Raw genomic sequence first — 25740 nt, 5'->3', positions numbered from 1 at the left:
TTCACCGAGAGGATCAAACCTTACGGTCCGGCTTCCTATACAAGGCCGCGCGATGCGGCGACGCTTATACTGTTGAGACGCAATGCCGGAAGGACGGAAGTCCTGATGGGCAAGCGGAACGCGAATCTCGTCTTCATGCCCGGCATGTTCGTGTTTCCCGGCGGACGGACAGAACGTGCCGACCTGACGGCGCCGCGCACCGGCAGCCTCCATGCCGGAGACGCGGAGCGACTGGTCAAGGGCATGGGCGCGAAGGGGAGCCTTCGTCGCGCGGAAGCACTGGCGATGTCCGCGATCCGCGAAACGCAGGAGGAAACCGGCCTTCTGATCGGCAGACAGGCTGGATCGGACCGGGTGCAAGCGCCGCGATCATGGGACGCGTTCGCCCGTGCCGGCGTGGTTCCCGATCTTTCGGCGATTCGCTACATCGCGCGCGCCATCACGCCGCCGGGGCGGCCGCGACGTTTCGACACCCGCTTTTTCGCTGCCGACGCCCGCCATGTGTTCAATCCGGATGAACTGATCGCCAATCCCGAGGAGGAGCTCGACGAGGTCCGCTGGATTCGCTTCGGCGACTTCGACGGCATCAAGGTTCCGGATATCACGGTCGCGATCCTAGATCTTCTCGCGGACCGGCTGAAAGACGATCCGGACCTTTCGCGCGACATGCCTGTACCATTCATTCGCGTGGAGAATCGGCGTTTCCTCCAGACCTTCGAATGAAACGGCCGGTTGAAGCTTGACTTTTGGCCCGCAATCCGTAGGTTCCGCGAGAAATTCGCCGACGGTCTTTCCAGTGACCCGTCTTCGGCACGCTCTCATATAAAAAGACAGGTACACATCATGGCAAAGGCCACGACGATCAAAATCAAGCTGCTTTCCACGGCGGACACCGGCTACTTCTACGTGACGAAGAAGAACAGCCGTACCTTCACCGAGAAGATGGTGAAGACGAAGTACGATCCGATCGCCAAGAAGCACGTTGAGTTCAAGGAAGCCAAGATCAAATAAGGCTTTCAGCAGCAGCGCACGACCTAACCGCCGGTTTCGCGACCGGCGGTTTTTTGATGTCCAGGCTATCGTGAAAGTGATTCATGCCGCCCCGACCGAAACACACCGCCGGCGACGCGCAACCGGTCATGCCGCGTCGGAAACCACCCGGTTGCGCCCGGCTGCCTTCGCCTCGTAGAGCGCCTCGTCTGCACGCTTGACCAGCGCCCTGGCATCCTCGTCGCCATCGCGGCTCAGCGTTGCCACGCCGACACTGACCGTCACGGGCAGGCTGTCTGCGCCGTTCGCGACAAGGAAGGCATCGCGCTCGATCTGCTCGCGCAGGCGTTCACCGATATCGGCGGCGACCTCCGCAGAGGTGTCAGGCATCACGATGACGAACTCTTCTCCCCCGTAGCGGCAGGCGAGGTCCATGCCGCGCACATTGTCACGCAGCCGCCGGGCAAACTCGCGCAGCACATCGTCGCCGGCGTCGTGTCCGTAGGTATCGTTGACGGTCTTGAACCGATCAATGTCGGTAATCAGCAGCGACAGGTTCCGTTCCCGGCTGCGCGCACGAGCGACCAGCGTCTCGAGATGGGTTTCCAGATAGCGCCGGTTGTAGAGCCCGGTCAGGCCGTCGATGACGGCAAGTTCGATTGACTGGGCGATATTCGCCCGCAGGCCGTCATGATAGCGCTTGCGACGCACCTGCGTGCGCAGGCGAGCGATCAGTTCGTTCGGGTCCGCCGGTCGCACTATGTAGTCGTTGACGCCGAGTTCCAGCGCCCGTCCGACCAGTTCATCATCATCGGCATCGGCTACCAGGATGACCGGGACGAAGCGCGTGCGGTCAAGCGAACGCAGTTGCGAACAGACGCGCAGCGCATCGAAGTTCTCGTATCGCGACGCGACGAAAATGCAGTCGAAATCCCCCTCGACCGCGGTGAACACGCCGGCTTGCGGGTCTTCGCCCCGACTGACGGAAAACTCCCGGCGCATGGGCCGTACGAGGCTGTCGAAGGATGATTGACGCTCTTCGATGACCAGAACCTCGGGCTTCTTGCCCCCTTCGTCTCCGCCATCCGCGTCGAACAGCTTGTCCAGGCCGATGTCCCTCGCGGTGACGGCCCGCAGGCGAAGCTCGTCGGTCAGCATCTTCAGGCGCAACAGGCTGCGCACCCGTGCCAGAAGCTGCATGTCGTTGACCGGCTTTGTGAGGAAATCGTCGGCGCCCGCCTCCAGTCCCCGCACGCGGTCGGCCATCTCGTCAAGCGCGGTAACGATGACCACCGGGATGTGGCAGGTCTCCGGACTGGCCTTCAGCTTTCGGCAGACCTCGAAACCGTCGATGCCGGGCATCATCACGTCGAGCAACACGAGATCGACCGGCGACGATGCGCAGATATCGAGCGCGCGCTGGCCGTCTTCCGCTGTGATGACATCGTAGTATTCGGCGGTCAGCCGCGTTTCGAGCAGGCTGCGGTTCGCCTCGATGTCATCAACTACTAGTATGCGCGCTGTCATGGGACGCGGTCCTGTTCATGGAGTCATGCGTCGCCAAGATACGACTTAATGGTTTCGATAAATTTAGGAACGGATATCGGCTTGGAGATGTATCCCTCGCAGCCGCCCTGGCGAATCCGTTCCTCGTCGCCTTTCATGGCAAAGGCGGTGACGGCGATCACCGGGATGGTGTGCAGTTCGTCATCCTCCTTCAGCCACTTGGTCACTTCCAGCCCCGAAACTTCCGGCAACTGGATGTCCATGAGGATGAGATCGGGCCGATGAACGCGAGCCAGATCCAGCGCCTCCAGTCCGTTCCGGGTGCGCACCGTCTCGTAGCCGCTCGCCTCGATCAGGTCGCGGAACAGCTTCATGTTGAGTTCGTTGTCCTCAACGATCATCACCGTCTTCGTCGCCATAGCTTTACCCCGCACGGTTTTCCCGCCTCGCCTGCCGGCCCGCAAACCGGTGTCGAAATTGCCATTTTGCAAGGCTATAACGCGATTCCATTGAGAAATAACGAACGGACACGCGATGACCGACGATACGGCTGATACCGGAGCCGAGGCAGTGGCGGTCTCGGCGCTTGCATGGATTGCCGGTAACGAGGACATGCTGACCCGGTTCCTGGCGCTGACCGGAATAGAGGCCGGCCATATCCGCCGGGCCGCGGCCGAGCCGGGCTTTCTGGCCGGCGTGCTGGATTTCCTGCTGGCGCACGAGCCGAGCCTGATGGCGTTCTGCAACGAAACCCAGACCGATCCGGAACTCGTCCAGCGCGCGAGAGAAACGTTGATGGGCAATCCCGGCAACGAATGGCTTTCGGCATGACACCTGCGGAGCGCAACCGCATCGAGGCCCTGGCGCGCTCGGAGCGTCCGCTCATCATTTGCGACATTGACGAAGTGGTGCTGGAATTCGTCTCGCCCTTCATGGCCTTCCTGGAAAGCCACGACCATGAGTTGCGCACCGACTCGTTCCAGCTGACCGGGAATGTCTACTTCAAGAAAACGGGAGAACCGGCTGACAAAGCTACAATTTCCGAATTTCTGGAACGCTTCTTCAACGAACACGATTCCTGGCAGAAACCGGCCGAGGGTGCGCGCGAGACACTGGCGACGATCGAGGCGAAGCACGGCGTCGACATCGTCTACCTGACCGCCATGCCGCCGCGCCATCACGCGCGCCGCCGTGCTCTGCTCGACCGGCACGGTTTCCCGCATCCCATGATCGCGACGGAGGAAGCAAAGGGTGCGGCGGTCGCCACGTTGATCCGCCACCATCCCCGGCGTCCGGTCGCGTTCATCGACGATCTGCCTCCCAACCATGTCAGCGTGCTGGAAACGGTACCGGACGCGCTCGCATTGCACCTGATGGCCTATCGGCCACTCAGGGCGCTTCTGCCGCCGATGCCCAAAGGCGTACGAACGGTTGAAAGCTGGGCGGAAGCCGCTGAGGCGATCGCCGAACACCTGTCGAACCTCGCTTGCTGACAGCTTCAGAGCACGCAGCGCATGAGCGGCCGGCCGGCCTTGCGCAATGCCACCTGCTCGAAGCCCGCCTTCAGGAAAACGCTGGTGGAGCCGACAAACAGGCCGACCGATTGCGCCTGTTTGGACCGGTCCATCGGGCAGGCTTCCAGCAGGCGGGCACCGTTCCGGCGCGCATGGTCGATTCCGGCTGCGACCAGCTGGTGCGAAAGCCCCTGCCCGCGCAGGTCACGCCGGGCGAAAAAGCATGAAATCGCCCAAATCTCCGCTGCGTCCGCGGGACCGTCCGGCAGCGGCGCCGAAACACGGCCCGGATTGTTGAATTCAGGTATGTCGGCGCGCGGGCCGATCTGCATCCAGACAACCGGCTCACCATCCGAATAGCCCAGCAGCCCCGGCGGCGGACCCGTTTCGATGCGCGCGCGCATGAATGCCTTGTTGTCTTCCGAGGAATTTGCCTTGCGCTGTTTCGGAGCGAGGCGGAAATAGGTGCACCAGCAGCCGTAGCAAGCGCCCTGCCGACCAAAGAGCCGCTCGAAATCCCGCCACCGGTCGACAGTCAGCGGTACAACGTCCAACTTTGCCATGACGTCTTCCTGGCCTGGTGATAACAACCTACGGGATGTTTCGTGCATAATGTTCATGGTATGTTCACACCGATGACGGAAACTGTCAACATGCCGGCTTCGGGATTTTGCCGCGATTGCCTGCGCCCGATCGAGGGGCGGGAAAAGCGCTGTCTTGCCTGCGGCAGCCCGCGCATCGTCCGTCATTCGGAACTCGACACGCTGTCGATTGCCCATATTGATTGCGATGCATTCTATGCGTCGGTCGAGAAGCGCGACCGGCCGGAACTGCGCGATAAACCGGTCATCGTCGGCGGCGGCAAGCGAGGCGTTGTCTCCACATGCTGCTATATCGCGCGCATCAACGGCGTGCGTTCGGCAATGCCGATGTACAAGGCACTGAAGGCCTGCCCTGATGCCGTGGTCATAAAGCCGGAAATGGAGAAATACGCCCGCGTCGGCCGCGAGGTGCGGGACATGATGCGCGAACTTACGCCGCTGGTCGAACCGATTTCCATAGACGAGGCGTTTCTCGACCTCAGCGGAACCGAGCGACTGCACAAGGAAGCACCATCACGCGTACTCGCCAAGTTCGCCAAGCGGGTCGAAAGCCGGATCGGCATCACCGTGTCGGTCGGTCTTTCCTACTGCAAGTTCCTCGCCAAGGTCGCCTCGGACCTCGAAAAGCCCCGCGGCTTCTCGGTGATCGGCACGGCGGAGGCGCGTTCCTTCCTGCACGACAAGCCCGTGACCATGGTATGGGGCGTGGGCAAGGCATTTGCCGCGACGCTTGAAAAGGACGGCATCCGAAGCATCGGACAATTGCAATCCATGGAGGAGTCCGTGCTGATGAAGCGTTACGGCGTGATGGGGCGCCGGCTCTATCATCTTTCACGCGGCATCGACGACCGCAAAGTCCAACCCGACCACGAAGCCAAGAGCATTTCGGCGGAGACCACGTTCAATCGGGACTACTCCACCGCCGACGACCTGGTGCCTGTCCTCCGCGCATTGTCGGAAAAGGTCTCGCAACGACTGAAAGCAGCGGACCTCGCGGGCCGTACCGTCACCCTGAAACTCAAGGACAGGCAATTCAGGACGCGCACGCGAAACCGCCAGCTTGCAGACCGGACGCGGCTAGCCGACCGGATCTTTCGTACGGCCCTCCCGATGCTGGAAAAGGAACTCGACGGAACCGAATTCCGCCTGCTCGGCGTAGGCGTCTCGGATCTTGCCAGGGACGCAACGGCCGATCCGTCGGACTTGATAGACACGGCGGCAGAGCAGCGCGCCCGGGCCGAGGCGGCCATGGACAAGGTAAGGGCGAAATTCGGCACCCGCGCGCTGGAAACCGGCTACACCTTCGGAACCGGCCTCCGCGGCAAGCCGCGGCGCGACCAGGACGCCTGAGACGCGATCAATCCTCCACGTCGTCGTCCATCAGCCCCGCGGGCACTGGTTCGCGCCCCTTGCCGGAACCGCCGGCGACGGTCAGGTGATGCGCAATGCGCCAAAGATGGTAGGTCGTGCGGTGGAGCCAACGCACCGCGTCCAAACGCAACATCGTCGCGCCGGTACCTAGCGTGCCCTGTGCTGCGCGATCGATTGTCTTCTCGCGCACCACATGGCGCTGCGCCCGCAACAGGACGCGCAGCCTGTCGAATCGCGGAGCAAGCGCCCCTGCATCCCCGGTTTCCGCGAAACGCCGCGAGAATTCGCACACCATGCCGCCCAGCCGCCGCAGCCTCCGGTCGGAACGAAGCGCCCGAATGCGCGCAGTCTGGGTGCAACGGCTCAACAGACGATTGCAATGGTCCAGCAGATGAACGGCGGCCTGGTAGCGCTCATGCAGTCGGGCGTTGTCGTGACCTGTCCCGATGCGCTCGAGATACATGCGCACCGTCTCCAGCGCATCGCGCAGTTCCAGAATGCGAGCCGGCTCCGGCATTCTCGTGCCATCTCGCCCCAGCAGCCCGGCTACGATCTGCGCCAATTCCAGGGCTACGGTGCGCAGTGTCGATATGGCAGCATCGAGGGCGGCCGAAGGGCTGTCCAGCAGGCGTTCGTCCAGCCGGTCAACCAGCGGCGCTCCCTCCTCCGCAACGAGGCACTCGACAACCCGGGCAAACCGGGCCGTGAACGGCAGGATCAGGATCACGCCGAGCGTGTTGAACAGCGTATGAAACGCCACAAGAGCGATCTGCGCATCTCCGCCTGCCGCGAGCCAGACCTTCGCCTGCCAGACATAGAGCGGCAGTATCGCGAAGGCGATCAGCCCGGTCGCCAGGTTGTAGATCACGTGGGCATAGCCAGTCCGCCGCATGGCGACCGAACCGCCGAGCACGGCGAGCACCGACTTGAAAGCAGCGCCGACATCCATGCCGACCACCATCGCGCAGGCCTGCGGAAAGGAAATTGCCCCGGCATGGAGGGCCACGAGCGCCGTCGCGACGCCTGCACTCGACGATTGCGTGACCAGCGTGATCAAAATTCCGATCAGCACCAGCTGGAGACGGCCGAACAGGGTGTCGGCCGGAAAACGGTCCGGGGTCACGACACCTTCCAGCGCCGCAAGTCCGGCCTGCATCATGTCGATACCAATGAACAGCAAAGCGAAACCGGCGACGCCCATGCCGAACTGCGACAACCGGCCTGTTGCAAAGATACGCAGTGCAACTCCGGCAAGGACCAGAGGCATGGCAGCAAGGCCAAGCTTGAACCTGAAGCCGATCACTGCAACCAGCCATCCGGTGATCGTGGTCCCGATATTTGCCCCGAATATGATCCCGAGCGACTGGGAAAAGGACAATAGTCCAGCCCCTACCAGGCCTATTGCGATCATCGTGGTCGCGCTGGAAGACTGAATCAGGGCCGTCGTCGCTGCGCCCGTTACAGCCCCGGTCAGCGGGCTCTTCGTGAAGGCGGCGAGAAGCCGGCGCACACCGTCGCCCGCGATCGCGCGCAGGCCATCGGTGAGCAACAGCATGCCAAGGAGGAACAGGCCGATGCCGCCGACCGCCTCCATGAGGTTCGAAACCATCCCGTCTTTCTAGGCCGATGCCCGGGCATCCGCCAGACCTGGAGGGGGTGGCAGGCAATTGGCCGCGCCCATTCCGCCCTGACGCCTGGATTGCGTTCGCGCGCACCTGTGTTCGGCAGATTCAGGACACACATGTTCCTCCTGATGGAAGAACGGGACCGGATGAAAGTGCCGGCACCCGGAATACCGGGAGAAAGCATGGACAAGGCTATCGCGCTTTCGTCCCGCCTCGCCTGTGCGGGGCGGCTCGGCTATCCTCGCGCAAGTGAATCGGGAAGAAGGAACCAGCCACATGGCCGAAGATCGCGCCCCGCGCCTAGCCGTCCTGATAGACGCCGACAACACGTCTCCGAAAATCGCCAACGGCCTGTTCGAGGAAATCGCGAAGATCGGGGAAGCAAGCGTCAGGCGCATCTACGGCGACTTCTCCAGCCCGCGAATGAAGGGCTGGAACGAGATCCTGCTCAGCCATGCCATAGTGCCGCAGCAGCAATTCGCCTACACGACCGGAAAGAATGCCTCCGACATCACTCTGGTCATCGACGCGATGGACCTGATGCATTCCGGCCGTTTCGACGGCTTCTGCCTCGTCTCGTCCGACAGCGACTTCACCCGGCTCGCCTCGCGCATCCGCGAACAGGGCCTGGATGTCTACGGCTTCGGAGAAAAGAAGACCCCGGAGAGTTTCCGGCAGGCCTGCCGCCGCTTCATCTACACCGAGAACCTGCTGCCGGAGACTGTTTCCACGCAGGACAGGGCGCCCAAGCGCGAATCCGCGTCCAATGCGATTCCGCTGATCGAGAAGGCAATGGAACAGATCGAGGCGGAAGAAGATGCCTGGGTGACGCTCGGTGCGGTCGGCACGCAGCTCTCCGCCCTCGCCTCGGACTTCGACCCACGCACCTTCGGCTCGCGCAAGCTGTCGGACCTCGTGAAGAAGACCGGTGCCTTCGAGATAGACCATCCCGAAGGCGGATCGATCAGGATCAGAAGGAAGCGGGCAAAGGACGGGAAGGCGAAATGATCGCTCTTCGCGTCGGCGCGGCCTATTTCGCCATCGTCTTCGCGGCAGGGTTCGCGCTCGGCACCATCCGCGTGCTGGTACTGGAACCTGCCGTCGGCGAGACTGCGGCCGTTCTGATCGAATTGCCGGTCATGCTGACGATATCGTGGTTCGCCTGCGGCTGGCTGATCCGCCGGTTTGCCGTTGCGCAGGACCTGAATACGCGCATCGCCATGGGCGGGATTGCCTTCGTCCTGCTGATGGCAGCGGAATTCACGCTGGCAGATGTGGCCTTGGGTCTCCCGCCGAACGCCTATTTAGCGCAATTCGCGACGCTTCCGGGCCTCATGGGACTCGCCGGCCAAATCGCCTTCGGCGTTATCCCGGCGGTTCGGCGCAACTAGACCAGTTCCACATCCACCACGCCGGGGATGGCCTTCACGGCGCCGGCGATCGGCGGCGAAACCTGGTAGGTGTCCGGCAGCGCGATCTCGACCTCGCCGCCCCCCTCGCCCTTTATAACGATCAGGGACACGGGGCTTTCACCCTTCTTCTTCAGATGGGCGGCGATGCTCTTCACCGGCTTCTGGTCCCGAAGATAGATGCGCATGGCGTGGGTCTGGCGCTGCGCCTCGTCATCCAGCCGCTGGACCTTGTTCGCGCGCAGGCTGATGCCCTCTTCGCGGTTCTCCGCCGCTACTTCCAATACAACAGAGGATCCCGGCTCCAGCAGGTCTTCGAAAGCCTGCAGGACTTCCGAGAACATAACCACCTCGTACTGGCCGGTCGCGTCCGAGAGCACGAAGATACCCATCTTGTTGCCGGTACGGGTACGTCGGATCTGCTTGGACGCCACGGTGCCGGCAAGCCGGCCGGCGGTGGCCCCCCGTCTCACGGCGAGCGCAAAATCGGCAAATTGCTGAACACGCATTTTCTTGAGCACATCCGCATAGTCGTCCAGCGGGTGGGCGGAAAAGTAGAAACCGAGCGCCTGGAACTCGCGCATCAGCTTTTCCGATGTCATCCAGGGCTCTGCATGCGGCAGATGAAGGCGCTCCGGCTCCACCGCCGCAAGCGTGCCGAAAATGTCACCCTGCCCGCTTTCGGCCTGTTCGACGGTACGCTGCGAAAGCCCCATGATGCGATCAATGCCTGCGACCAACGTCGCGCGATCGTGTCCGAAGCAGTCCAGCGCACCGGCAGCGATCAAGCCTTCCAGCGTGCGGCGGTTGACAATGCGCGTATCGATGCGGCTGGCGAAGTCCTCCAGGCTCTCGAAAGGCTTGTCGCCGCGTCGCTCGACAATGTGATCGACAGCAGCCTCGCCAACTCCCTTGATGGCCGCCAGGGCATAGAAGATCTTGTTCTCGCCCACCTCGAACGGCCGGTAGGAGGTCTGGACCGATGGCGGAACGACCTCGATGCCCAGGCGCATGGCGTCGCGCCGAAAGTCGTTCAGCTTCTCCGCATTCGCCATGTCGTAGGTCATGGACGCAGCGAGAAACTCCACCGGATAATGCGCCTTCAGATAGGCGGTCTGGTAGGAGACGATGGCATAGGCCGCGGCGTGCGACTTGTTGAAGCCGTAGTCGGCGAATTTGGCCAGCAAGTCGAAGATGAAGTCGGCCTGCTGCTTCGACACGCCGCGCTCGGTTGCGCCCGCAACGAAGATGCCACGCTGCTTCTCCATCTCCGAGCGAATCTTCTTTCCCATGGCGCGGCGGAGCAGGTCCGCCTGTCCGAGTGTGTAGCCGGCCAGTTCCTGGGCAATCTGCATCACCTGCTCCTGGTAGATGATGACGCCCTGCGTCTCCTTCACCAGGTGGTCGATCTTGGGATGGATCGAGGCGATTTCCTCCTCGCCGTGCTTGCGGGCGTTGTAGGTGGGAATGTTCTCCATCGGACCGGGACGGTAGAGCGCCACCAGCGCGATGATATCCTCGATCCGGTCCGGCTTCATGCCGATAAGCGCCTTGCGCATGCCCGCCGATTCCACCTGGAACACGCCAACGGTTTCGCCGCGCGACAGCATCTCGTAGGTCTTCGGGTCGTCCAGCGGCAACTTGGACAACTCGATATCGATACCGCGACGCCGGATCAGGTTCACGGCAGTCTTCAGCACGGTCAGCGTCTTCAGGCCGAGGAAGTCGAACTTCACGAGCCCCGCCTGTTCCACCCATTTCATGTTGAACTGGGTCACGGGCATGTCGGACCGCGGGTCGCGATACATGGGAACCAGTTCCCACAGCGGCCGGTCGCCGATCACGATGCCGGCAGCATGCGTCGAGGCGTGGCGGTAAAGGCCCTCCAGCTTCATTGCCATGTCGAGAAGCTGCCCGACGATCGGCTCCTTCTGCTTCTCCTCCTCGAACTTCGGCTCGTCCTCGACCGCCTTGGCGAGCGGGGTCGGGTTCGCAGGGTTATTCGGAACGAGCTTGCACAGGCGATCAACCTGGCCGTAGGGCATCTCCAGCACGCGCCCGACATCGCGCAACACGGCGCGCGCCTGCAGCGTACCGAAGGTGATGATCTGGCCGACCTGATCGCGGCCATACCGCTCCTGCACGTAGCGGATCACTTCCTCGCGGCGATCCTGGCAGAAGTCGATGTCGAAGTCCGGCATCGAAACGCGGTCCGGGTTGAGGAACCGCTCGAACAGAAGCGAGAAGCGCAGCGGGTCGACATCCGTGATCGTCAGCGCCCAGGCCACCAACGAGCCAGCGCCGGAACCGCGTCCGGGTCCGACCGGGATGTCATGGGCCTTGGCCCACTTGATGAAGTCGGAGACGATCAGGAAGTAGCCCGGGAACTGCATCTTCTCGATGATGCCGAGCTCGTATTCCAGCCTTTCGTCATAGTCGCCCCGGGTATAACCCTCGCTCATTCCCAGCTCGGAAAGCCGCCTGTCCAGCCCTTCCCGGGCCTGCCGGCGAAGTTCTGCAGCCTCGGCGGCGACCGCCTCATCGTGCCCGACACCTTTCGCGTCGGCGGAAAAGCGCGGAAGGATCGGTTTCCGGGTCTGCGGGAAGTAACTGCAACGTTTCGCGATTTCGACCGTATTGTCGACCGCTTCGGGCAGGTCTTCGAAAAGCGCGACCATCTCCGCTTCCGGCTTCAACCAGTGATCCGGCGTGAGGCGGCGGCGGTCGTCAATTGAAAGGAGGGATCCCTCCGCGATGGCGATCAGTGCATCATGCGCTTCGTAGTCGCCGGGCTCGAGGAAAAACGCCTCGTTGGTCGCCACAAGGGGCAGTTCATGCCTGTAGGCGAGCTCGACGGTCGCGTGCTCGACAGCCCGGTCATAGCCCTTGTGCCGCTGCAACTCGACATAGAGCCTGTCGCCGAACACCTTCTTCAACTCGACGAGACGCTGTTCGGCGATCGGCTCGTGCCCATCCGCCAGCAGCCGACTGATCGGCCCGAGCGGACCGCCGGACAGGCATATCACCCCTTCGGCACGATCCCTGAGCCACTCGAACTCAAGCTGGGCACGGCATTCCTCGTCGGTGTCCAGATAGGATTTCGATACCAGCTCGACAAGATTGGCATAGCCTTCTTCCGTGGCGGCGATCAGCACGACTGCCTCGGCACGGCGCGCCGTCGTGTTCTTGCCGCTGCCCGAACGCGGGGTCGCAAGATCTCCACCGAATGCGAGATCGAGTTGGCAGCCGACAATGGGTTGTACGCCCTCACCCGACGCCTTCTGCGCGAATTCCAGCGCGCCGAAAAGGTTGCCGGTATCGGCTATCCCTATCGCGGGCATTCCGTTGGAGACAGCAAAGCCGATCAGCTTCTTGAGAGGCAGCGCGCCTTCGAGCAGGGAAAAGGCCGAATGCACGCGCAGATGGATGAATCGAGGTTCCGTGAGATCCGGAGTTCCGGCATCACTGTCCGAAGGCATATCGCCCATTGCCTGTCCCGCTTCCCGACACGCTGGATGAAGATCGCGACCTGTCTAACGAGTCGCACAGGAAACTATGATCGGCTAGCGGACGCGGGTCCAGCCCGAAGCCGGCAGCGTCGGGGCTTGGTTGTGGATGGATCCAATCAGAGTGCGCTGATACAGAGCGAGAAGGTCATGACGAATGCGGCAACGGAAGCGAGCGAAGCAATGTCGCGGAGCAGGAAAGTCATCTTTCGATCTCCTTGTTTGTCGTCTATACCCTTTATGTTCTGTTTCTGTTCCGATTGCAAGACGACAGGGTCTCGCGGCTGGAATGCCGGACTTCTCGGTTAACGACAAGTAAATCGCGGACTACGCGGACCAGGGAACGATAAGGCCGTCCTCAAGGGTGACAACCCGGTCCATCCTTTCGGCGAGCGCGTGGTTGTGCGTGGCAACGAGCGAAGCGAGGCCCGACTGCCGCGCCAATGCGGACAATGCCTCGAAGACATACCCCGAGGTTTCAGGGTCAAGGTTGCCGGTCGGTTCGTCCGCCAGCAGCACCAGCGGCGCATTGGCCACCGCCCGGGCGATCGCCACGCGCTGCTGCTCGCCGCCAGATAGCTCGGCGGGACGGTGATCGGCACGCGGGCCGACGCGCAGGTAGTCGAGAAGCTGACGCGCCCGCTCCGCTGCCACCGATTTCGACAATCCGCGGATCATTTGCGGGATCATGACGTTTTCCAGCGCGGAGAATTCCGGAAGCAGGTGATGGAACTGGTAGACGAAGCCGATGTCGTTGCGCCGCCTGGCCGTACGTTCTCCGTCTGACAGCGTGCCGCAGGCCTTGCCCGAAATGTATATCTCCCCGCCCTCGGGCCGTTCGAGAAGGCCGGCAAGATGCAGCAGCGTCGATTTTCCAGCGCCTGATGGTGCGACCAAGGCAACCATCTCGCCGGCCTTCAGTTCGAAATCGGCGCCTTTCAGAATTTCGAGCTTGCGATCCACCTCCTGGTAGGCATGGCGGACGCCTTGCAGCCTGAGAACGGTTCTAGAGGCCGTCATCATTCGTACCTCAACGCTTCCACGGGATCGAGCTTGGCCGCACGCCAAGCCGGCACGATCGCCGCAAGGAAAGACAGGCTTAACGACAGGATGACGACCGCCACCGTCTCGTAGGGGTTCATCTTCGCCGGAATTTCGCTCAGGAAGCGTATGGTCGGATCCCATACATCGGCTCCGGCCATCCAGTTCATCAGCCGCTGGATCGACCGAATGTTCAGGCACACCAGCAATCCGAGCAGGAAACCCGCCACGGTTCCAACGAACCCGACACCGATACCGGCCATGATGAATATCCGCATAACCGATGCCTGGGTGGCCCCCATGGTGCGCAGGATCGCGACTCCCCTCGCCTTCTCCTTCACCATCATGATCAGGCTGGCGACGATGTTCAGTGACGCCACCAGAACGACGATCGACAGGATCAGGAACATCGCATTGCGCTCGATGATCAGCGCGGAGAAGAAGGCCTGATTGCGTTGGCGCCAGTCGGAGATGTAGATTGGCCGTCCGGCGGCCTTCTCGACTTCCGGCCGGTAGCTGTCGACCGCGTCGGGATCCTCGACAAATACCTCGATGACCTGCGCAATCCCCTCCTGGTTGAAGTAGAGTTGCGCCTCTTCCAGTGGCATGAAGATGATGGAGCGATCGTATTCCGACATGCCCATCTCGAAGATCGCGCGCACCGGATAGGATTTCACACGCGGCGTGGTGCCGAAGGGCGTAACGTCACCTTCCGGGGAGATGACCTTGATACGATCCCCGACAATCAGGCCCAGATCGACCGCCATTCGGCTTCCTATCGCGACACCGTCCCCCGTCAGGTAGCTCTCCAGCGAGCCCTCCTGGATATTGCCGGATATCGACTCGAGCTTGACGAAATCCTCGCCGCGAACGCCGCGAACGAGCACGCCGGACCCCGCGCCGACATTGCCGGTCGCGAGCGCCTGCCCTTCCACGATCGGCGTGACGAGCTTCACGCCCGGCACAGCCGCGATCCGCTCCGAGACCGCGTCATAGTCGTCCAGCGGTCTCTCGATTGCGGAAATGACGAGATGACCGTTGAGGCCAAGTATGCGATCGAGCAACTCGGCGCGAAAACCGTTCATAACCGCCATGACAATGATCAGGGCCGCCACACCCAGCGTGACACCGACAAGGGAAATCATTGTCACGATGGAAACGGCTGCTTCCTTGCGGCGCGGCCTGAGGTAGCGCCAGGCAACCAGCCGTTCGAACGCGGAAAACGGTCGCGCGGAGCCGTTACGCAACGCGTCCGGAGAAGCGGCTTCGGTCTCGGCGACGGCTGACACGGGTCAGGCACCTCCGGCGACGAGGTTGACGGCAGCTTCCGGTGTCAGCTCCTGCTTTTCGCCGGTTCTACGGTTTTTCACCTCGACCACCCCGTTACCTATGCCGCGGGGACCTATGACGATCTGCCAGGGAAGACCGATGAGATCCATGGCCGCGAATTTCGCGCCGGCGCGCTCGTCGGTATCGTCGAGGAGCGGATCGACGCCTGCGTTGGCAAGCCTGGTGTAGAGGTCTTCCGACCAATTGTCGCAATCGGCATTGCCGGGCTTCATGTTGATGATCCCCGCGCCAAATGGCGCCACGCTTTCCGGCCAGATGATTCCATTGTCGTCATGGGAGGCCTCGATGATGGCGGCGATAAGGCGAGTCGGCCCGATGCCGTAGGACCCCATGGAAACCGGGTGCTCCTTGCCGTCCGGTCCCATGACGGTCGCCCCCATCGGTTCGGAGTACTTGGTGCCGAAGTGGAAAATGTGGCCGACCTCGATGCCCCGCGCGGACAGCCTGGCATCCTCGGGCGTCTTCGACCACACCGCCTCGTCGTGCATTTCGTCGGTGGCCGCGTAGGGCGTGGTCCATTTCCCGACGATCGCCGCGAGCTCGTCGTCGTTGGAAAAGTCGACATCCGCGCCGGGCACTTCCATTTCGAGATAGGCGCGGTCACAGAAAACCTCGGACTCGCCGGTATCGGCAAGAATGATGAATTCGTGGCTGAGATCGCCCCCAATCGGGCCGGTATCGGCGCGCATGGGTATCGATTTCAGGCCACACCGGTCGAACGTGCGCAGATAGGCCACAAACATGCGGTTGTAGGCGGCTCTCGCGCCCTCATAGTCGAGGTCGAAGGAATAGGCATCCTTCATCAGGAACTCACGCCCTCGCATGACGCCGAAGCGCGGCCGGACCTCGTCGCGGAACTTCCACTGGATGTGGTACAGGTTCAGCGGCAGGTCCTTGTAAGACCTGACATAGGAACGGAAGATGTCCGTGACCATCTCCTCGTTGGTCGGCCCGTAGAGCATGTCACGCTCGTGCCGATCCACGATGCGAAGCATTTCCTTTCCATAGTCGTCGTAGCGACCGCTTTCCCGCCAAAGATCCGCCGGCTGGATCGTCGGCATGAGGATCTCGATTGCTCCGGAACGGTCCTGCTCCTCCCGGATTATGGCGCAAACCTTGTCCAGCACACGCTTGCCCAAGGGCAACATGGTATAGATGCCGGCGGCCTGCTGGCGAATCATGCCGGCCCTCAGCATCAGCCGATGCGAGACGATCTCGGCTTCCTTGGGATTCTCTTTCAGAAGGGGCAGAAAATAACGCGACAAACGCATGGCGGGTTCCAGAAATCAGCTTTGACTCTTGCAAGAATCGGGCCGGCATTCGGCCTGACGGCAGAGTACATAAAGGGGATTGCTTGCAAATGGAAACGGTTCTGTCATTTCGCTGGCGTTCACATGTCATCCGAGCAAAAAACTTGGTTGCACGGATGGATAGAATTTTTTGATGACAACCGGTCGAAGCATTGCTACGAAAGGACTTGGCTCTTCTCGGCTAAAACCGAAGGGGTCAAGAACACGGCCAAAGTCTTGGGAGGATGTGATTTTCCGCGCTCGTAATCGAGCAGCGACGCTGGTGAAACAGCGGATGAAAATCAGGCCGGTTCAGAGTGGCAGGGTGCGAACCCTGCCACTTGATTTTTGGGCTCATGTTTGCGGCTGGAATTCAGGTACAATTCGGGGCAGATCGTCCACGCCATAGCCCATGACGACCGTCAGCAGATAGAAGACAGCGAAGATTGCGAGCGAAATCGCGGTGGTCAGCAGCATCTTGCGCGGCAGCCCGTGCTTCGAAGGTGCTCCGCGTTCCGTTCCGAGTGTAATGTTGTCGTCCTCGACCTGGCTTCGCACCCCCATCGGCAGGACCGTGAACAGTACGATCCACCAGATAATAAAGAATATTGCGAGTGCGGAGATCCAGCTCATACCTGCTCCAGTTCGATGAGTGTGCCGTCGAAGTCCTTCGGATGCAGAAAGAGCACCGGCTTGCCATGGGCGCCGATTTTGGGTTCGCCGTCACCCAGCACGCGAACGCCCTGATCGCGCAACCTGTCTCGGGCGGCGATGATGTCATCCACCTCGTAGCACATGTGATGGATGCCACCGGAGGGGTTTCTCTCCAGGAACGCGGCGATCGGAGAATGCTCGCCAAGCGGCTCCAGCAGCTCGGTCTTCGTGTTCGCCAACTCAACGAAGACGACGGTAACGCCATGATCTGGCAATGCAAGTGGCTGCGAAACCTTCGCGCCCAGGACTTTCCCGTACTTGCGCACGGCAGCCTCCAGATCAGGGACGGCGATGGCAACATGATTCAAACGACCCAGCATGGTGATCTCCAATCGCGTCTTCAGGCGCTCGACACCAGCACCGTCACCAGTGGCTTCTTGCCCCAGGCGTCCCGTGCAACGGCGCGAACCGCGCTGTGAACCGCCCGTTGAACAAGATCAAGGTCCCGGCGCCGCGCCCGCGGAATGCTTTCGACCGCCTCCACCGCCGCATCGTACATCAGGTCTTCCAGGTCCTCGCCGAGGGCATCCGTCTCCGGCACACCAATCGCGACCAGCTCGGGATCCGCGATCATCTCATGATGTCGGTTTAGAACGACGGACACGGCAACATGACCGGCAAAGGACAGCCTGCGGCGATCCTTGACGCCAAGTTCCTCTTCGTCGCCGATAAGTTTTCCGTCCTTGAAAATCTGGCCGTGCGGAACATCGTCGACGACTTCCGGCGCGCCGGGCGCCAACCGAACCAAGTCACCGTTGCGAACGGGAATAACGTCACGGATGCCGCACTCGGCCATCAGCTTCCCATGTGCCGACAAATGCGCTGCCTCGCCATGCACCGGAATGCCGATGGCCGGTCGCGTCCACTTGTACATTTCACGCAGTTCGTTCCGGCGGGGATGACCGGACACGTGCACCAGTTCGTCACCGTCCTCGATCACCTCGATGCCCATGTCGATCAGCCGGTTCTTTGTTTCGAGAACCGCCTTCTCGTTGCCCGGAATCATCCGCGAGGAATATACGACCGTGTCACCTGCGGTCAGCGCGACATCGCGCATCTCGTCACGCGCGAGCTTCGCCAGCGCGGCGCGCGACTCGCCCTGGGACCCGGTCAGGACAATGACGACCTTTGAGCGAGGCACATGCGCGAAGTCTTCTTCCGCGAGGAACGGCGGCAGTCCCTCGAAATAGCCGAGGTCCGTGGCGACATCGACAACGCGCTTGATAGAGCGACCAAGCAACAATACCTCGCGTCCGCAATCGCGCGCTGCCTCGGCGATGGAGCGAATTCGACCAACATTCGATGAAAAGGTCGTCACGGCCACCCTGCCCTCGGCGCGCTCGATGACCTTGCGAAGTCCTTCGCCCACTTCCTTCTCGGAGGGAGAGACACCCTCGCGCATGGCATTGGTGGAATCGCAAACCAGCGCCAAAACGCCCCTGTCGCCGATCTTCTTGAAAGCGTTTCGGTCAGTCCGCGGCCCCATTGCCGGTTCATCATCATCCTTCCAGTCGCCCGTGTGCAATACCGTCCCAAGCGGAGTGGTAATCGCAAGAGAGACCGGCTCTGGAATCGAATGGGTTACGGAGACGGTTTCGATCTCGAACGATCCGGCGCGGAATGTGTCACCCGGCTTGAACACGGTGACAGCGACCTTCGGGGCACCCGGTTCGGACTCCGCCTTGGCCTCAAGCAAACCGGCCGTAAATGCCGTGGCATGGACCGGCAGAGTGCCTTCCGGCGAGATACGCGGATACAGCGCCAGAACGGCACCGTAATGGTCCTCATGGGCGTGAGTTATGATCATGGCGCGCACATTGTGGCGCTCTGACTCCAGAAAGCGAATGTCTGGCAGTACCAGATCCACGCCCGGCAGTGCCGGCCCCGGAAAGGTGACGCCACAATCGACAACGATCCATTCGCGCTTCTCCGCCGGTCCGAACCCGTACATCGCCAGATTCATTCCGATTTCACCGACGCCGCCAAGCGGCACAAAAACAAATTCGTCCATGCTCATTCTTGTACCCGCCCCGGTGCACCGGAGCCACCATGTCCTGAGATTTCGAAGAAGAGATCGCCGGCGGAAATCTGCCGGAGAGTCCCATCGGAAGTACGGAGCAGAAGCGCGCCGTCCGCGTCTATACCCTCAAACTGTCCCTCCAGGCGCCCTTTTGCAAGGTTGACGGCAATCGGACCGCCAATTCCCTCGGCATGCCGCAGCCAGCGTTCGCGAATCGCCACCACGCCACGGCCACCGTCCCAGAGTTTCAGTGCCGCCTCGAATGCAATTGCGAGCTCGGCAAACAACGAGGACGGCGTCGCGGATATGCCCTCCCTGTTCAATGCCGTTGCCCGGTAGAGCCCGGGCTCGGGAAAGGAAACGATGTTTATGCCGCAGCCTATGACGACAGCAAGATGCCCGTCGGAGAGCCCCTGGCTTTCGAGCAGTATGCCACAACACTTGGCGCCGTTGAGCAAAATATCGTTCGGCCACTTGATGGCGAGTCGTGTTCCGCTAGGAGTACCACAGGCCTCGATCGCATCGCGCACCGCGACTGCCGCAACCAGCGGCAGGGTGCCAAGGCGGTTCAACGGCGCGGGATCGATCAGCAGAGCCGAGGCGTAGAGGTTGCCCGGAGGAGATGCCCACGCCCTCCCCCGGCGTCCGCGACCGGCCGTCTGCTCGCCAGCCGTGACCCACAGATTTCCGGGGTCGCCTGTCGCTGCCAGAGCCATGGCCTCCGCGTTGGTCGAACCGACGCTGGGCAACTCGAGGTGCCGCCAGCCCGGCACGCCTGCAATGGAGCCCCCCGTCACGCGCCGCTTCCGGCCCCTGGCATCAGAACAGCGACCGGGCAGCGGTTTCCGCCGTCGCGGCGATCGGACCGCCGACAAGGACATATCCGAGCACGAACAGCGCGGAGACGCCCATGACAAGACGAAGCTCGCCCGCTGCCGGCGCGAAACCGCTGACGGGTTCGTCGAACCACATCAGCTTGATGACCCGCAGGTAGTAGTAGGCACTGACGACAGAAGCGAGAACACCAATGATGGCAAGTGCATACAGCCCAGCACCGATGGCAGCATAAAATACATACCACTTGGCCCAGAAGCCAGCCAGCGGCGGAATTCCGGCCAGCGAGAACATCAGGATGGTCAGCACGGTCGCCATGGCGGGATTCGTCGACGAAAGGCCGGCGAGGTCATCGATGCTTTCGACATTGCCCTCGTCCTTGCGACGCATAGCGAGGATGAATGCGAACGTTCCCAGCGTCATCGCGAGATAGATCGTCATGTAAAGGATGACGCCCTTGACGCCCTCCAGCGTGCCGGAAGATAGCCCGACCAACGCATAGCCCATGTGGCCGATGGACGAATAGGCCATCAGCCGCTTGATGTTGCGCTGGCCGATCGCGGCGAAAGCGCCGAGTACCATCGAGGCAATGGAAATGAACACCACGATCTGCTGCCAGTCGGCAGTCACCGGAGCGAATGCATCAATGACAACCCGCACGAACATGGCCATTGCCGCCATCTTGGGCGCGGCAGCGAAAAACGCCGTCACCGGAGTGGGGGCGCCTTCGTAGACATCGGGCGTCCACATGTGGAACGGCACAGCGGAAATCTTGAACGCCAATCCCGAGATCAGGAAGACGAGGCCGAACAGAACGCCAAGCGAACGCCCTGTACCGGTGAGCGCGCCGGTAATGCCGGCGAAGTCGATATGGCCGGTAAAGCCGTATACCAGCGATATGCCGTAAAGCATCATGCCTGACGACAGGGCGCCAAGGACAAAATATTTCAGGCCGGCCTCGGTGGAACGCACGCTGTCGCGATTGATCGCGGCCACGACGTATAGCGCCAAGGACTGCAGCTCGAGCCCCATGTAAAGGGTCAGCAGGCTGTTGGCCGATACCATCAGCATCATGCCGAGGGTTGCCAGCACGATCAGGATCGGAAACTCGAAGCGATCGAACTTCTCTGCCCGGGCAAAGCCCACTGACATGGCAAGTGCCACGATTGAGCCGATCAGAGTCAAAGTCTTCATGAAGACGGCGAAACCGTCCTGAATATAGGCGCCGTTGAAGGCCTGTCCCTCGCCGCCGATCAGCAGCATCCAGCCAAGCGCACCGATGAGCAGCGCGACGGCAAGGCCGTTTACCGTGACATTGGCGCGGCCTTGCGGGGCGAACACGCCAATCATCAGCAGCGCCATGGCGCCGATCGCAAGGATCAACTCGGGCAGCGCCAGCGAGAGACTTGAAGAGAGGAGTTCGGCGGGCATGATTCTGTTGGCTCCCGGGATCAGTGGACCGCCATCGCGACATCGGCGGCGGCACGAGCCGCCTCGATGGCCGCGGAATAGTCGGACAGTAGCGCGTCAACCGACGCGGCGGTGACATCGAAGACCGGCGACGGATAGACGCCGAAGAGGATGGTAAGGACGATCAACGGGTAGAGGATCGCCTTCTCGCGGACGGAAAGGTCAAGCATGGCCTTCAGGCTTTCCTTCTCCAGCACGCCAAAGATGACCCGGCGATACAGCCAGAGCGCATACCCAGCGGACAGGATCATTCCCAGCGCGGCAATGGCCGCGAACCACGTATTGGCCTGGAACATGCCCAGCAGGGTCATGAACTCGCCCACGAAGCCGGAGGTGCCGGGGAGGCCAACATTGGCCATCGTGAAGATCATGAATGCCACTGCATAGCGCGGCATGACATTGACCAGTCCACCATAGGCATCGATGCGGCGAGTGTGCATCCGGTCGTATACGACCCCGACGCACAGGAACAGTGCGCCGGAAACGAGGCCATGCGACAGCATCTGGAATATCGCGCCGTCAACGCCCTGCTTGTTGGCCGCGAATATGCCCATGGTCACGTAACCCATGTGCGCAACGGAGGAATAGGCAATCAGCTTCTTCATGTCCTCCTGCGCCAAAGCGACCAGGGACGTGTAAACGATCGCGATGACGGACAGCGTGAAGACAAGGCCGGAGAACTCGGCCGAAGCCAGCGGGAACATGGCAAGCGAGAAGCGGATCAGGCCGTAGCCGCCGAGCTTCAGCAGAATGCCGGCCAGTATGACCGAACCCGCCGTAGGCGCCTCCACATGCGCGTCGGGCAGCCATGTGTGTACCGGCCACATGGGCATTTTCACCGCAAAGGACGCGAAGAAGGCCAGCCACAGCCAGGTTTGAAGCGAGGCCGGGAAGTCATGAGCCAGCAGGTCCGGAATGGAAGTGGTACCGGCATCCCAATACATCGCCATGATAGCCAGGAGCATGAGCACCGAGCCGAGCAGCGTGTAAAGGAAGAACTTGAAGGAGGCATAGACACGGCGTTCGCCGCCCCATACGCCGATGATGATGTACATCGGAATGAGGCCGCCTTCGAAGAAGACATAGAACAGCACGATGTCGAGCGCGCAGAACACGCCGATCATCAGCGTTTCCAGGATCAGGAAGGCAATCATGTAAGCCTTGACCCGCTTCTGGACTGCCTCCCAGCTGGCTAGGATCGCGAGCGGCATCAGGAAGGTCGTCAGGATGACGAACAGCATCGAGATGCCGTCAACGCCCATGTGATAGGAAATCCCGCTATCCAGCCAGACCGCCTTCTCTACGAACTGGAAGCCGGGATCCGAATTGTCGAAACCGGCCCAAATCAGCAGCGAAATGGCAAAGGTGAACGCCGTCGTGAGCAGCGCAACCATGCGGATGTTGCGGCGTGCGATCTCGCTGTCATCGTTGATGAAAAGGATGATCAGTACGCCGACAAGCGGCAGAAACGTAACCAGTGAAAGAATTGGCATACCGGCCATCAGACGCTGCTCCCGAGCATCATCCACGTGACAAGCGCTGCGATGCCGATGAGCATCGCGAACGCATAGTGATAGAGGTATCCGGTCTGCAGCTTGACGACGCGACCGGTCGCCTGGCGCACGCGCGCCGCGACACCGTCGGGCCCGAAGCCGTCGATCAGCCAGCCGTCACCCCGCTTCCAGAGGAAGTGGCCGAGGCGCACCGCCGGCTTTACGAACAGGAAGTCGTAAAGCTCGTCGAAATACCACTTGTTGAGGAGAAACTTGTAGAGTCCTTCGTGCTGAGCCGCGAGCGCCTTCGGCGTCTGCGGCGAGCGAATATACATGTACCACGCCGTCAGCAGGCCAAGCAGCATGACGATGAACGGGCTCCATTTCACAGCAGCGGGCACATGGTGGAACTCGGCAAGAACGTGGTTGTCCGGCCCCGCATAAAGCGCAGTGCGCCAGAACTCGTTGTACCAGCCCTCGTGATGGGCGCCTTCCGCAGCGTGACCAATGAAGGAGTCATGGAACAGGAAGCCCGCGAGCAGTGCGCCGGCAGCCAGCACGAACAGAGGAACCAGCATGACCTGCGGCGACTCGTGGACATGGTGCATCACGTCCGCCGAAGCGCGTGGCTTGCCGTGGAACGTCATGAAGATCAGCCGCCATGAATAGAAGCTGGTAAACAGCGCGGCGATGACCAGCAGTCCGAAGGCGAAGCCGGCGGCGGGATTGTGGCCGACATAGGCGCTCTCGATGATCGCGTCCTTGGAGAAGAAACCGGCCGTGCCGAACAGCGTACCCGGAATACCGACACCGGTCAGCGCGAGCGTGCCGACAATCATCATCCAGTACGTCACCGGAATATGCTTTCTCAGCCCCCCCATCTTACGCATGTCCTGCTCGTCGGAGACGGCATGGATCACCGAGCCGGCACCAAGGAAGAGCAGCGCCTTGAAGAAGGCATGAGTGAACAGGTGGAAGACGCCAGCCCCGTAGGCACCGACACCGAGCGCGACAAACATGTAGCCGAGCTGCGAACAGGTCGAGTAGGCGATGACGCGCTTGATGTCGTTCTGCACAAGGCCCACCGTCGCAGCGAAGAAGGCGGTGATAGCTCCGATGGTCGTCACCACTGTGAGCGCAGTGTGACTTAGCTCGAACAGCGGCGACATGCGCGCGACCATGAACACGCCTGCGGTAACCATCGTGGCGGCGTGAATCAGCGCGGAGACCGGAGTCGGCCCCTCCATCGCGTCCGGCAACCAGGTATGCAGAAGAAACTGAGCCGACTTGCCCATCGCCCCCATGAAAAGAAGCAGGCAGACGACGGTCACGGCATGAGCCTTGTCGAGCTCGTATCCGAGGAAGTTCAGAACCGTCCCGGCATCAGCCGTTCCCTGCGCAGTATCGGCGGGCAGGAAATCGGCGGCATTGGCAAAGATGGTGGCGAAGCTCACCGAACCGAACAGGACAAACACGCCGAAAATACCGAGCGAGAACCCGAAATCGCCGACGCGGTTGACAATGAAGGCCTTCATCGCTGCGGCATTGGCCGACGGCTTCTTGTACCAAAAACCGATCAGCAGATAGGAGGCGAGACCCACGCCTTCCCAGCCAAAGAACATCTGCACGAGGTTATCCGATGTCACCAGCATCAGCATGGCGAAGGTGAACAGGGACAAATAGGCAAAGAAACGCGGCCGGTCCGGATCGTGGTGCATGTAGCCGATCGAGTAGATGTGGACCAGGGCGGAGACGGTGTTGACCACCACAAGCATCACAACAGTCAGCGTGTCGATGCGGAAGGCCCAGGAGACATCCAGCCCGCCGGTCTGGATCCAGCGCAGAACGTCCACCGTGAAGGCCGGCTCCTCGGAAAAGGCCACGGAGAAGTAGGCGATCCACGACAGAACGGCGGAGACCACCAGCAGGCCCGAGGTCACGTATTCGCTGGCCTTGGCCCCGATCGAGCGACCGAAAAGCCCTGCGACCAGGAACCCTATCAGCGGCAGAAAGACAATGGCGTGATACATGGTGCCGTCAGCCCTTCATCATGTTCACGTCTTCGACCGCGATCGATCCGCGGTTGCGGTAGAAGACAACGAGAATTGCAAGGCCGATGGCGGCCTCTGCGGCGGCCACCGTAAGCACGAAGAGAGCGAAGACCTGACCGACCAGGTCCTGCAGGTGCGCGGAGAACGCCACGAAGTTCAGGTTCACCGACAAGAGGATGAGTTCCACCGACATGAGGATGACGATGACGTTCTTGCGGTTCAGGAAAATGCCGAAAACGCCGATGACGAAGAGCAGCGCGCTAACGGCCAGATAGTGGGAAATGGTTATTGTCATGGCCCTCAGATCCCCTTGCCTGTCTCGACGTCGACCACCTCGATCGCGTCGGCCGGCGTGCGCGCGACCTGGGCGGCCATGTTCTGCCGCTTCACGTGCGGACGGGGCGCACGCAGCGTCAGCACGATGGCGCCGATCATGGCGACCAGCAGCACGATGCCGGCGATCTGGAAGAAGAAGATGTAATCCGTGTAGAGGATGTCGCCGAGCGCGGCCGTGTTGTGCCGTACCGCCGGATCCGGTGTAGGCAATGCCGTATCGGTCGGCGCGATAATCGTTGCCGCATTGCCGGCCAGCACGATCAGCAACTCTGCAGCAAGCACGATGCCGACCAACGCGCCGATCGGAGCATAGTCCAGCGCGCCGCGCTTCATCGAGGCGAAATCCACATCAAGCATCATGACAACGAAGAGGAACAGAACCGCGACCGCGCCGACATAGACGACCAGCAGGATCATCGACAGGAATTCGGCACCGGTGAGCAGGAAAAGCGCCGCCGCGTTGAAGAATGTCAGGATCAGATAGAGCACGGAATGCACGGGATTGCGTGCCGCAATCACCATGAGTGCGCTCGCAACCGCGATGAAGGCGAAGAGGTAGAAGAACGCCGCCCCTAACCCAGTAATCATGATCGCTTCCCCGATCTCCTTGGCCATTCCG

General features: G+C 61.5%; 24 protein-coding genes. 7 read left to right on the top strand and 17 right to left on the bottom strand.

All coding sequences use genetic code 11. The features are described from left to right. Positions 1-105 precede the first annotated feature (105 nt). Together HTY61_RS05650 and rpmG are read left to right on the top strand one after the other, a co-directional pair. Positions 106-723, top strand: a complete 618-nt coding sequence (locus HTY61_RS05650; RefSeq protein ID WP_246272941.1) for an NUDIX hydrolase — start codon at positions 106-108, stop codon at positions 721-723. Positions 724-843: 120 nt separating this feature from the next. Continuing rightward, a complete protein-coding gene (gene rpmG / locus HTY61_RS05645; RefSeq protein ID WP_131568534.1) occupies positions 844-1011 on the top strand; it encodes a 50S ribosomal protein L33 in 168 nt (55 codons plus the stop codon). A gap of 126 nt (positions 1012-1137) precedes the next feature. On the opposite strand, the gene HTY61_RS05640 is transcribed toward rpmG, so the two are convergent. Continuing rightward, entirely contained in the window at positions 1138-2517 is a 1380-nt protein-coding gene (locus HTY61_RS05640; RefSeq protein ID WP_175275876.1) for a PleD family two-component system response regulator, read from the bottom strand. A 23-nt stretch (positions 2518-2540) separates the two neighbouring features. Next, positions 2541-2897 carry a response regulator gene (locus HTY61_RS05635; RefSeq protein WP_343045223.1) on the bottom strand — a complete coding sequence of 119 codons (357 nt, stop codon included), beginning with the start codon at positions 2895-2897 and terminating at the stop codon, positions 2541-2543. 133 nt (positions 2898-3030) lie between these two features. Here HTY61_RS05635 and HTY61_RS05630 point away from each other — a divergent pair, with 133 nt between their 5' ends. Further along, on the top strand, positions 3031-3327 hold the full coding sequence (locus tag HTY61_RS05630) for a DUF3572 domain-containing protein (RefSeq protein WP_175275874.1): 297 nt from the start codon (positions 3031-3033) through the stop codon (positions 3325-3327). Further along, positions 3312-3989, top strand: a complete 678-nt coding sequence (locus tag HTY61_RS05625; protein WP_210268624.1) for a hypothetical protein — start codon at positions 3312-3314, stop codon at positions 3987-3989. The genes HTY61_RS05630 and HTY61_RS05625 overlap by 16 nt, the downstream gene beginning before the upstream one ends. Before the next feature lie 5 nt (positions 3990-3994). On the opposite strand, the gene HTY61_RS05620 is transcribed toward HTY61_RS05625, so the two are convergent. After that, positions 3995-4573 (bottom strand): GNAT family N-acetyltransferase, encoded by a 579-nt coding sequence (locus HTY61_RS05620; RefSeq protein ID WP_175275872.1) that lies wholly within the window; start codon positions 4571-4573, stop codon positions 3995-3997. A 72-nt stretch (positions 4574-4645) separates the two neighbouring features. Here HTY61_RS05620 and HTY61_RS05615 point away from each other — a divergent pair, with 72 nt between their 5' ends. Further along, positions 4646-5962 (top strand): DNA polymerase IV, encoded by a 1317-nt coding sequence (locus HTY61_RS05615; RefSeq protein WP_175275871.1) that lies wholly within the window; start codon positions 4646-4648, stop codon positions 5960-5962. Between the two features lie 7 nt (positions 5963-5969). Here HTY61_RS05615 and HTY61_RS05610 read toward each other — a convergent pair whose 3' ends face one another. Further along, on the bottom strand, positions 5970-7592 hold the full coding sequence (locus tag HTY61_RS05610) for a Na/Pi cotransporter family protein (protein ID WP_175275870.1): 1623 nt from the start codon (positions 7590-7592) through the stop codon (positions 5970-5972). A gap of 292 nt (positions 7593-7884) precedes the next feature. On the opposite strand from HTY61_RS05610, the gene HTY61_RS05605 reads away from it, so the two are divergent. Continuing rightward, the gene (locus HTY61_RS05605) at positions 7885-8616 is read left to right on the top strand and encodes an NYN domain-containing protein (RefSeq protein ID WP_175275869.1); all 732 of its coding nucleotides are present in this window, start codon (positions 7885-7887) and stop codon (positions 8614-8616) included. Beyond that, on the top strand, positions 8613-8999 hold the full coding sequence (locus HTY61_RS05600) for a hypothetical protein (protein ID WP_175275868.1): 387 nt from the start codon (positions 8613-8615) through the stop codon (positions 8997-8999). Before HTY61_RS05605 ends, HTY61_RS05600 begins: the two co-directional genes overlap by 4 nt. On the opposite strand, the gene dnaE is transcribed toward HTY61_RS05600, so the two are convergent. The 13 genes from dnaE to HTY61_RS05535 form a co-directional block, all read right to left on the bottom strand. After that, on the bottom strand, positions 8996-12505 hold the full coding sequence (dnaE, locus tag HTY61_RS05595) for a DNA polymerase III subunit alpha (protein ID WP_175275867.1): 3510 nt from the start codon (positions 12503-12505) through the stop codon (positions 8996-8998). The two genes, HTY61_RS05600 and dnaE, sit on opposite strands and share 4 nt — an antisense overlap. A gap of 345 nt (positions 12506-12850) precedes the next feature. Beyond that, positions 12851-13546 carry an ABC transporter ATP-binding protein gene (locus tag HTY61_RS05590; RefSeq protein WP_175275866.1) on the bottom strand — a complete coding sequence of 232 codons (696 nt, stop codon included), beginning with the start codon at positions 13544-13546 and terminating at the stop codon, positions 12851-12853. Further along, on the bottom strand, positions 13543-14853 hold the full coding sequence (locus HTY61_RS05585) for a lipoprotein-releasing ABC transporter permease subunit (RefSeq protein ID WP_175275865.1): 1311 nt from the start codon (positions 14851-14853) through the stop codon (positions 13543-13545). The genes HTY61_RS05590 and HTY61_RS05585 overlap by 4 nt, the downstream gene beginning before the upstream one ends. A 3-nt stretch (positions 14854-14856) precedes the next feature. Continuing rightward, the gene (gene proS / locus HTY61_RS05580) at positions 14857-16185 is read right to left on the bottom strand and encodes a proline--tRNA ligase (protein ID WP_175275864.1); all 1329 of its coding nucleotides are present in this window, start codon (positions 16183-16185) and stop codon (positions 14857-14859) included. Between the two features lie 372 nt (positions 16186-16557). Then, entirely contained in the window at positions 16558-16836 is a 279-nt protein-coding gene (locus tag HTY61_RS05575; protein ID WP_175275863.1) for a DUF1467 family protein, read from the bottom strand. Further along, complete coding sequence (gene mce / locus HTY61_RS05570) at positions 16833-17237, bottom strand: methylmalonyl-CoA epimerase (protein WP_175275862.1); 405 nt, start codon at positions 17235-17237, stop codon at positions 16833-16835. Before mce ends, HTY61_RS05575 begins: the two co-directional genes overlap by 4 nt. A gap of 20 nt (positions 17238-17257) precedes the next feature. After that, positions 17258-18934: a ribonuclease J gene (locus tag HTY61_RS05565; protein ID WP_175275861.1), complete on the bottom strand. Its 1677-nt coding sequence runs from the start codon at positions 18932-18934 to the stop codon at positions 17258-17260. Further along, positions 18931-19734, bottom strand: a complete 804-nt coding sequence (locus HTY61_RS05560) for a biotin--[acetyl-CoA-carboxylase] ligase (protein ID WP_246272940.1) — start codon at positions 19732-19734, stop codon at positions 18931-18933. Before HTY61_RS05560 ends, HTY61_RS05565 begins: the two co-directional genes overlap by 4 nt. 22 nt (positions 19735-19756) lie before the next feature. Next, entirely contained in the window at positions 19757-21202 is a 1446-nt protein-coding gene (nuoN, locus tag HTY61_RS05555) for an NADH-quinone oxidoreductase subunit NuoN (protein ID WP_175275859.1), read from the bottom strand. A gap of 20 nt (positions 21203-21222) precedes the next feature. Then, positions 21223-22743, bottom strand: coding sequence for an NADH-quinone oxidoreductase subunit M (locus HTY61_RS05550; protein ID WP_175275858.1), 1521 nt, complete (start codon positions 22741-22743; stop codon positions 21223-21225). Continuing rightward, positions 22743-24764 (bottom strand): NADH-quinone oxidoreductase subunit L, encoded by a 2022-nt coding sequence (nuoL, locus tag HTY61_RS05545; protein ID WP_175275857.1) that lies wholly within the window; start codon positions 24762-24764, stop codon positions 22743-22745. Before nuoL ends, HTY61_RS05550 begins: the two co-directional genes overlap by 1 nt. 7 nt (positions 24765-24771) lie before the next feature. Beyond that, complete coding sequence (nuoK, locus tag HTY61_RS05540) at positions 24772-25080, bottom strand: NADH-quinone oxidoreductase subunit NuoK (RefSeq protein ID WP_175275856.1); 309 nt, start codon at positions 25078-25080, stop codon at positions 24772-24774. 5 nt (positions 25081-25085) lie between these two features. Continuing rightward, entirely contained in the window at positions 25086-25709 is a 624-nt protein-coding gene (locus HTY61_RS05535) for an NADH-quinone oxidoreductase subunit J (RefSeq protein ID WP_175275855.1), read from the bottom strand. Positions 25710-25740: the final 31 nt, after the last annotated feature.

Source organism: Oricola thermophila (genome assembly GCF_013358405.1).
Lineage (GTDB): Bacteria > Pseudomonadota > Alphaproteobacteria > Rhizobiales > Rhizobiaceae > Oricola > Oricola thermophila.
This window is presented reverse-complemented; position numbering and strand designations above follow the sequence as displayed.

Bases quoted from the DNA above. Each gene is read 5' to 3' on its own strand.
- HTY61_RS05575 (WP_175275863.1), bottom strand. From the start codon at position 16,836: ATGAGCTGGATCTCCGCACTCGCAATATTCTTTATTATCTGGTGGATC.
- HTY61_RS05650 (WP_246272941.1), top strand. From the start codon at position 106: ATGGGCAAGCGGAACGCGAATCTCGTCTTCATGCCCGGCATGTTCGTG.
- dnaE (WP_175275867.1), bottom strand. From the start codon at position 12,505: ATGGGCGATATGCCTTCGGACAGTGATGCCGGAACTCCGGATCTCACG.
- nuoL (WP_175275857.1), bottom strand. From the start codon at position 24,764: ATGTATCACGCCATTGTCTTTCTGCCGCTGATAGGGTTCCTGGTCGCA.
- HTY61_RS05535 (WP_175275855.1), bottom strand. From the start codon at position 25,709: ATGATTACTGGGTTAGGGGCGGCGTTCTTCTACCTCTTCGCCTTCATC.
- mce (WP_175275862.1), bottom strand. From the start codon at position 17,237: ATGCTGGGTCGTTTGAATCATGTTGCCATCGCCGTCCCTGATCTGGAG.
- HTY61_RS05565 (WP_175275861.1), bottom strand. From the start codon at position 18,934: ATGAGCATGGACGAATTTGTTTTTGTGCCGCTTGGCGGCGTCGGTGAA.
- proS (WP_175275864.1), bottom strand. From the start codon at position 16,185: ATGCGTTTGTCGCGTTATTTTCTGCCCCTTCTGAAAGAGAATCCCAAG.
- HTY61_RS05550 (WP_175275858.1), bottom strand. From the start codon at position 22,743: ATGGCCGGTATGCCAATTCTTTCACTGGTTACGTTTCTGCCGCTTGTC.
- rpmG (WP_131568534.1), top strand. From the start codon at position 844: ATGGCAAAGGCCACGACGATCAAAATCAAGCTGCTTTCCACGGCGGAC.
- HTY61_RS05610 (WP_175275870.1), bottom strand. From the start codon at position 7,592: ATGGTTTCGAACCTCATGGAGGCGGTCGGCGGCATCGGCCTGTTCCTC.
- nuoK (WP_175275856.1), bottom strand. From the start codon at position 25,080: ATGACAATAACCATTTCCCACTATCTGGCCGTTAGCGCGCTGCTCTTC.
- HTY61_RS05620 (WP_175275872.1), bottom strand. From the start codon at position 4,573: ATGGCAAAGTTGGACGTTGTACCGCTGACTGTCGACCGGTGGCGGGAT.
- HTY61_RS05615 (WP_175275871.1), top strand. From the start codon at position 4,646: ATGACGGAAACTGTCAACATGCCGGCTTCGGGATTTTGCCGCGATTGC.
- HTY61_RS05590 (WP_175275866.1), bottom strand. From the start codon at position 13,546: ATGATGACGGCCTCTAGAACCGTTCTCAGGCTGCAAGGCGTCCGCCAT.
- HTY61_RS05605 (WP_175275869.1), top strand. From the start codon at position 7,885: ATGGCCGAAGATCGCGCCCCGCGCCTAGCCGTCCTGATAGACGCCGAC.
- HTY61_RS05635 (WP_343045223.1), bottom strand. From the start codon at position 2,897: ATGATCGTTGAGGACAACGAACTCAACATGAAGCTGTTCCGCGACCTG.
- HTY61_RS05640 (WP_175275876.1), bottom strand. From the start codon at position 2,517: ATGACAGCGCGCATACTAGTAGTTGATGACATCGAGGCGAACCGCAGC.
- nuoN (WP_175275859.1), bottom strand. From the start codon at position 21,202: ATGCCCGCCGAACTCCTCTCTTCAAGTCTCTCGCTGGCGCTGCCCGAG.
- HTY61_RS05600 (WP_175275868.1), top strand. From the start codon at position 8,613: ATGATCGCTCTTCGCGTCGGCGCGGCCTATTTCGCCATCGTCTTCGCG.
- HTY61_RS05625 (WP_210268624.1), top strand. From the start codon at position 3,312: ATGGCTTTCGGCATGACACCTGCGGAGCGCAACCGCATCGAGGCCCTG.
- HTY61_RS05630 (WP_175275874.1), top strand. From the start codon at position 3,031: ATGACCGACGATACGGCTGATACCGGAGCCGAGGCAGTGGCGGTCTCG.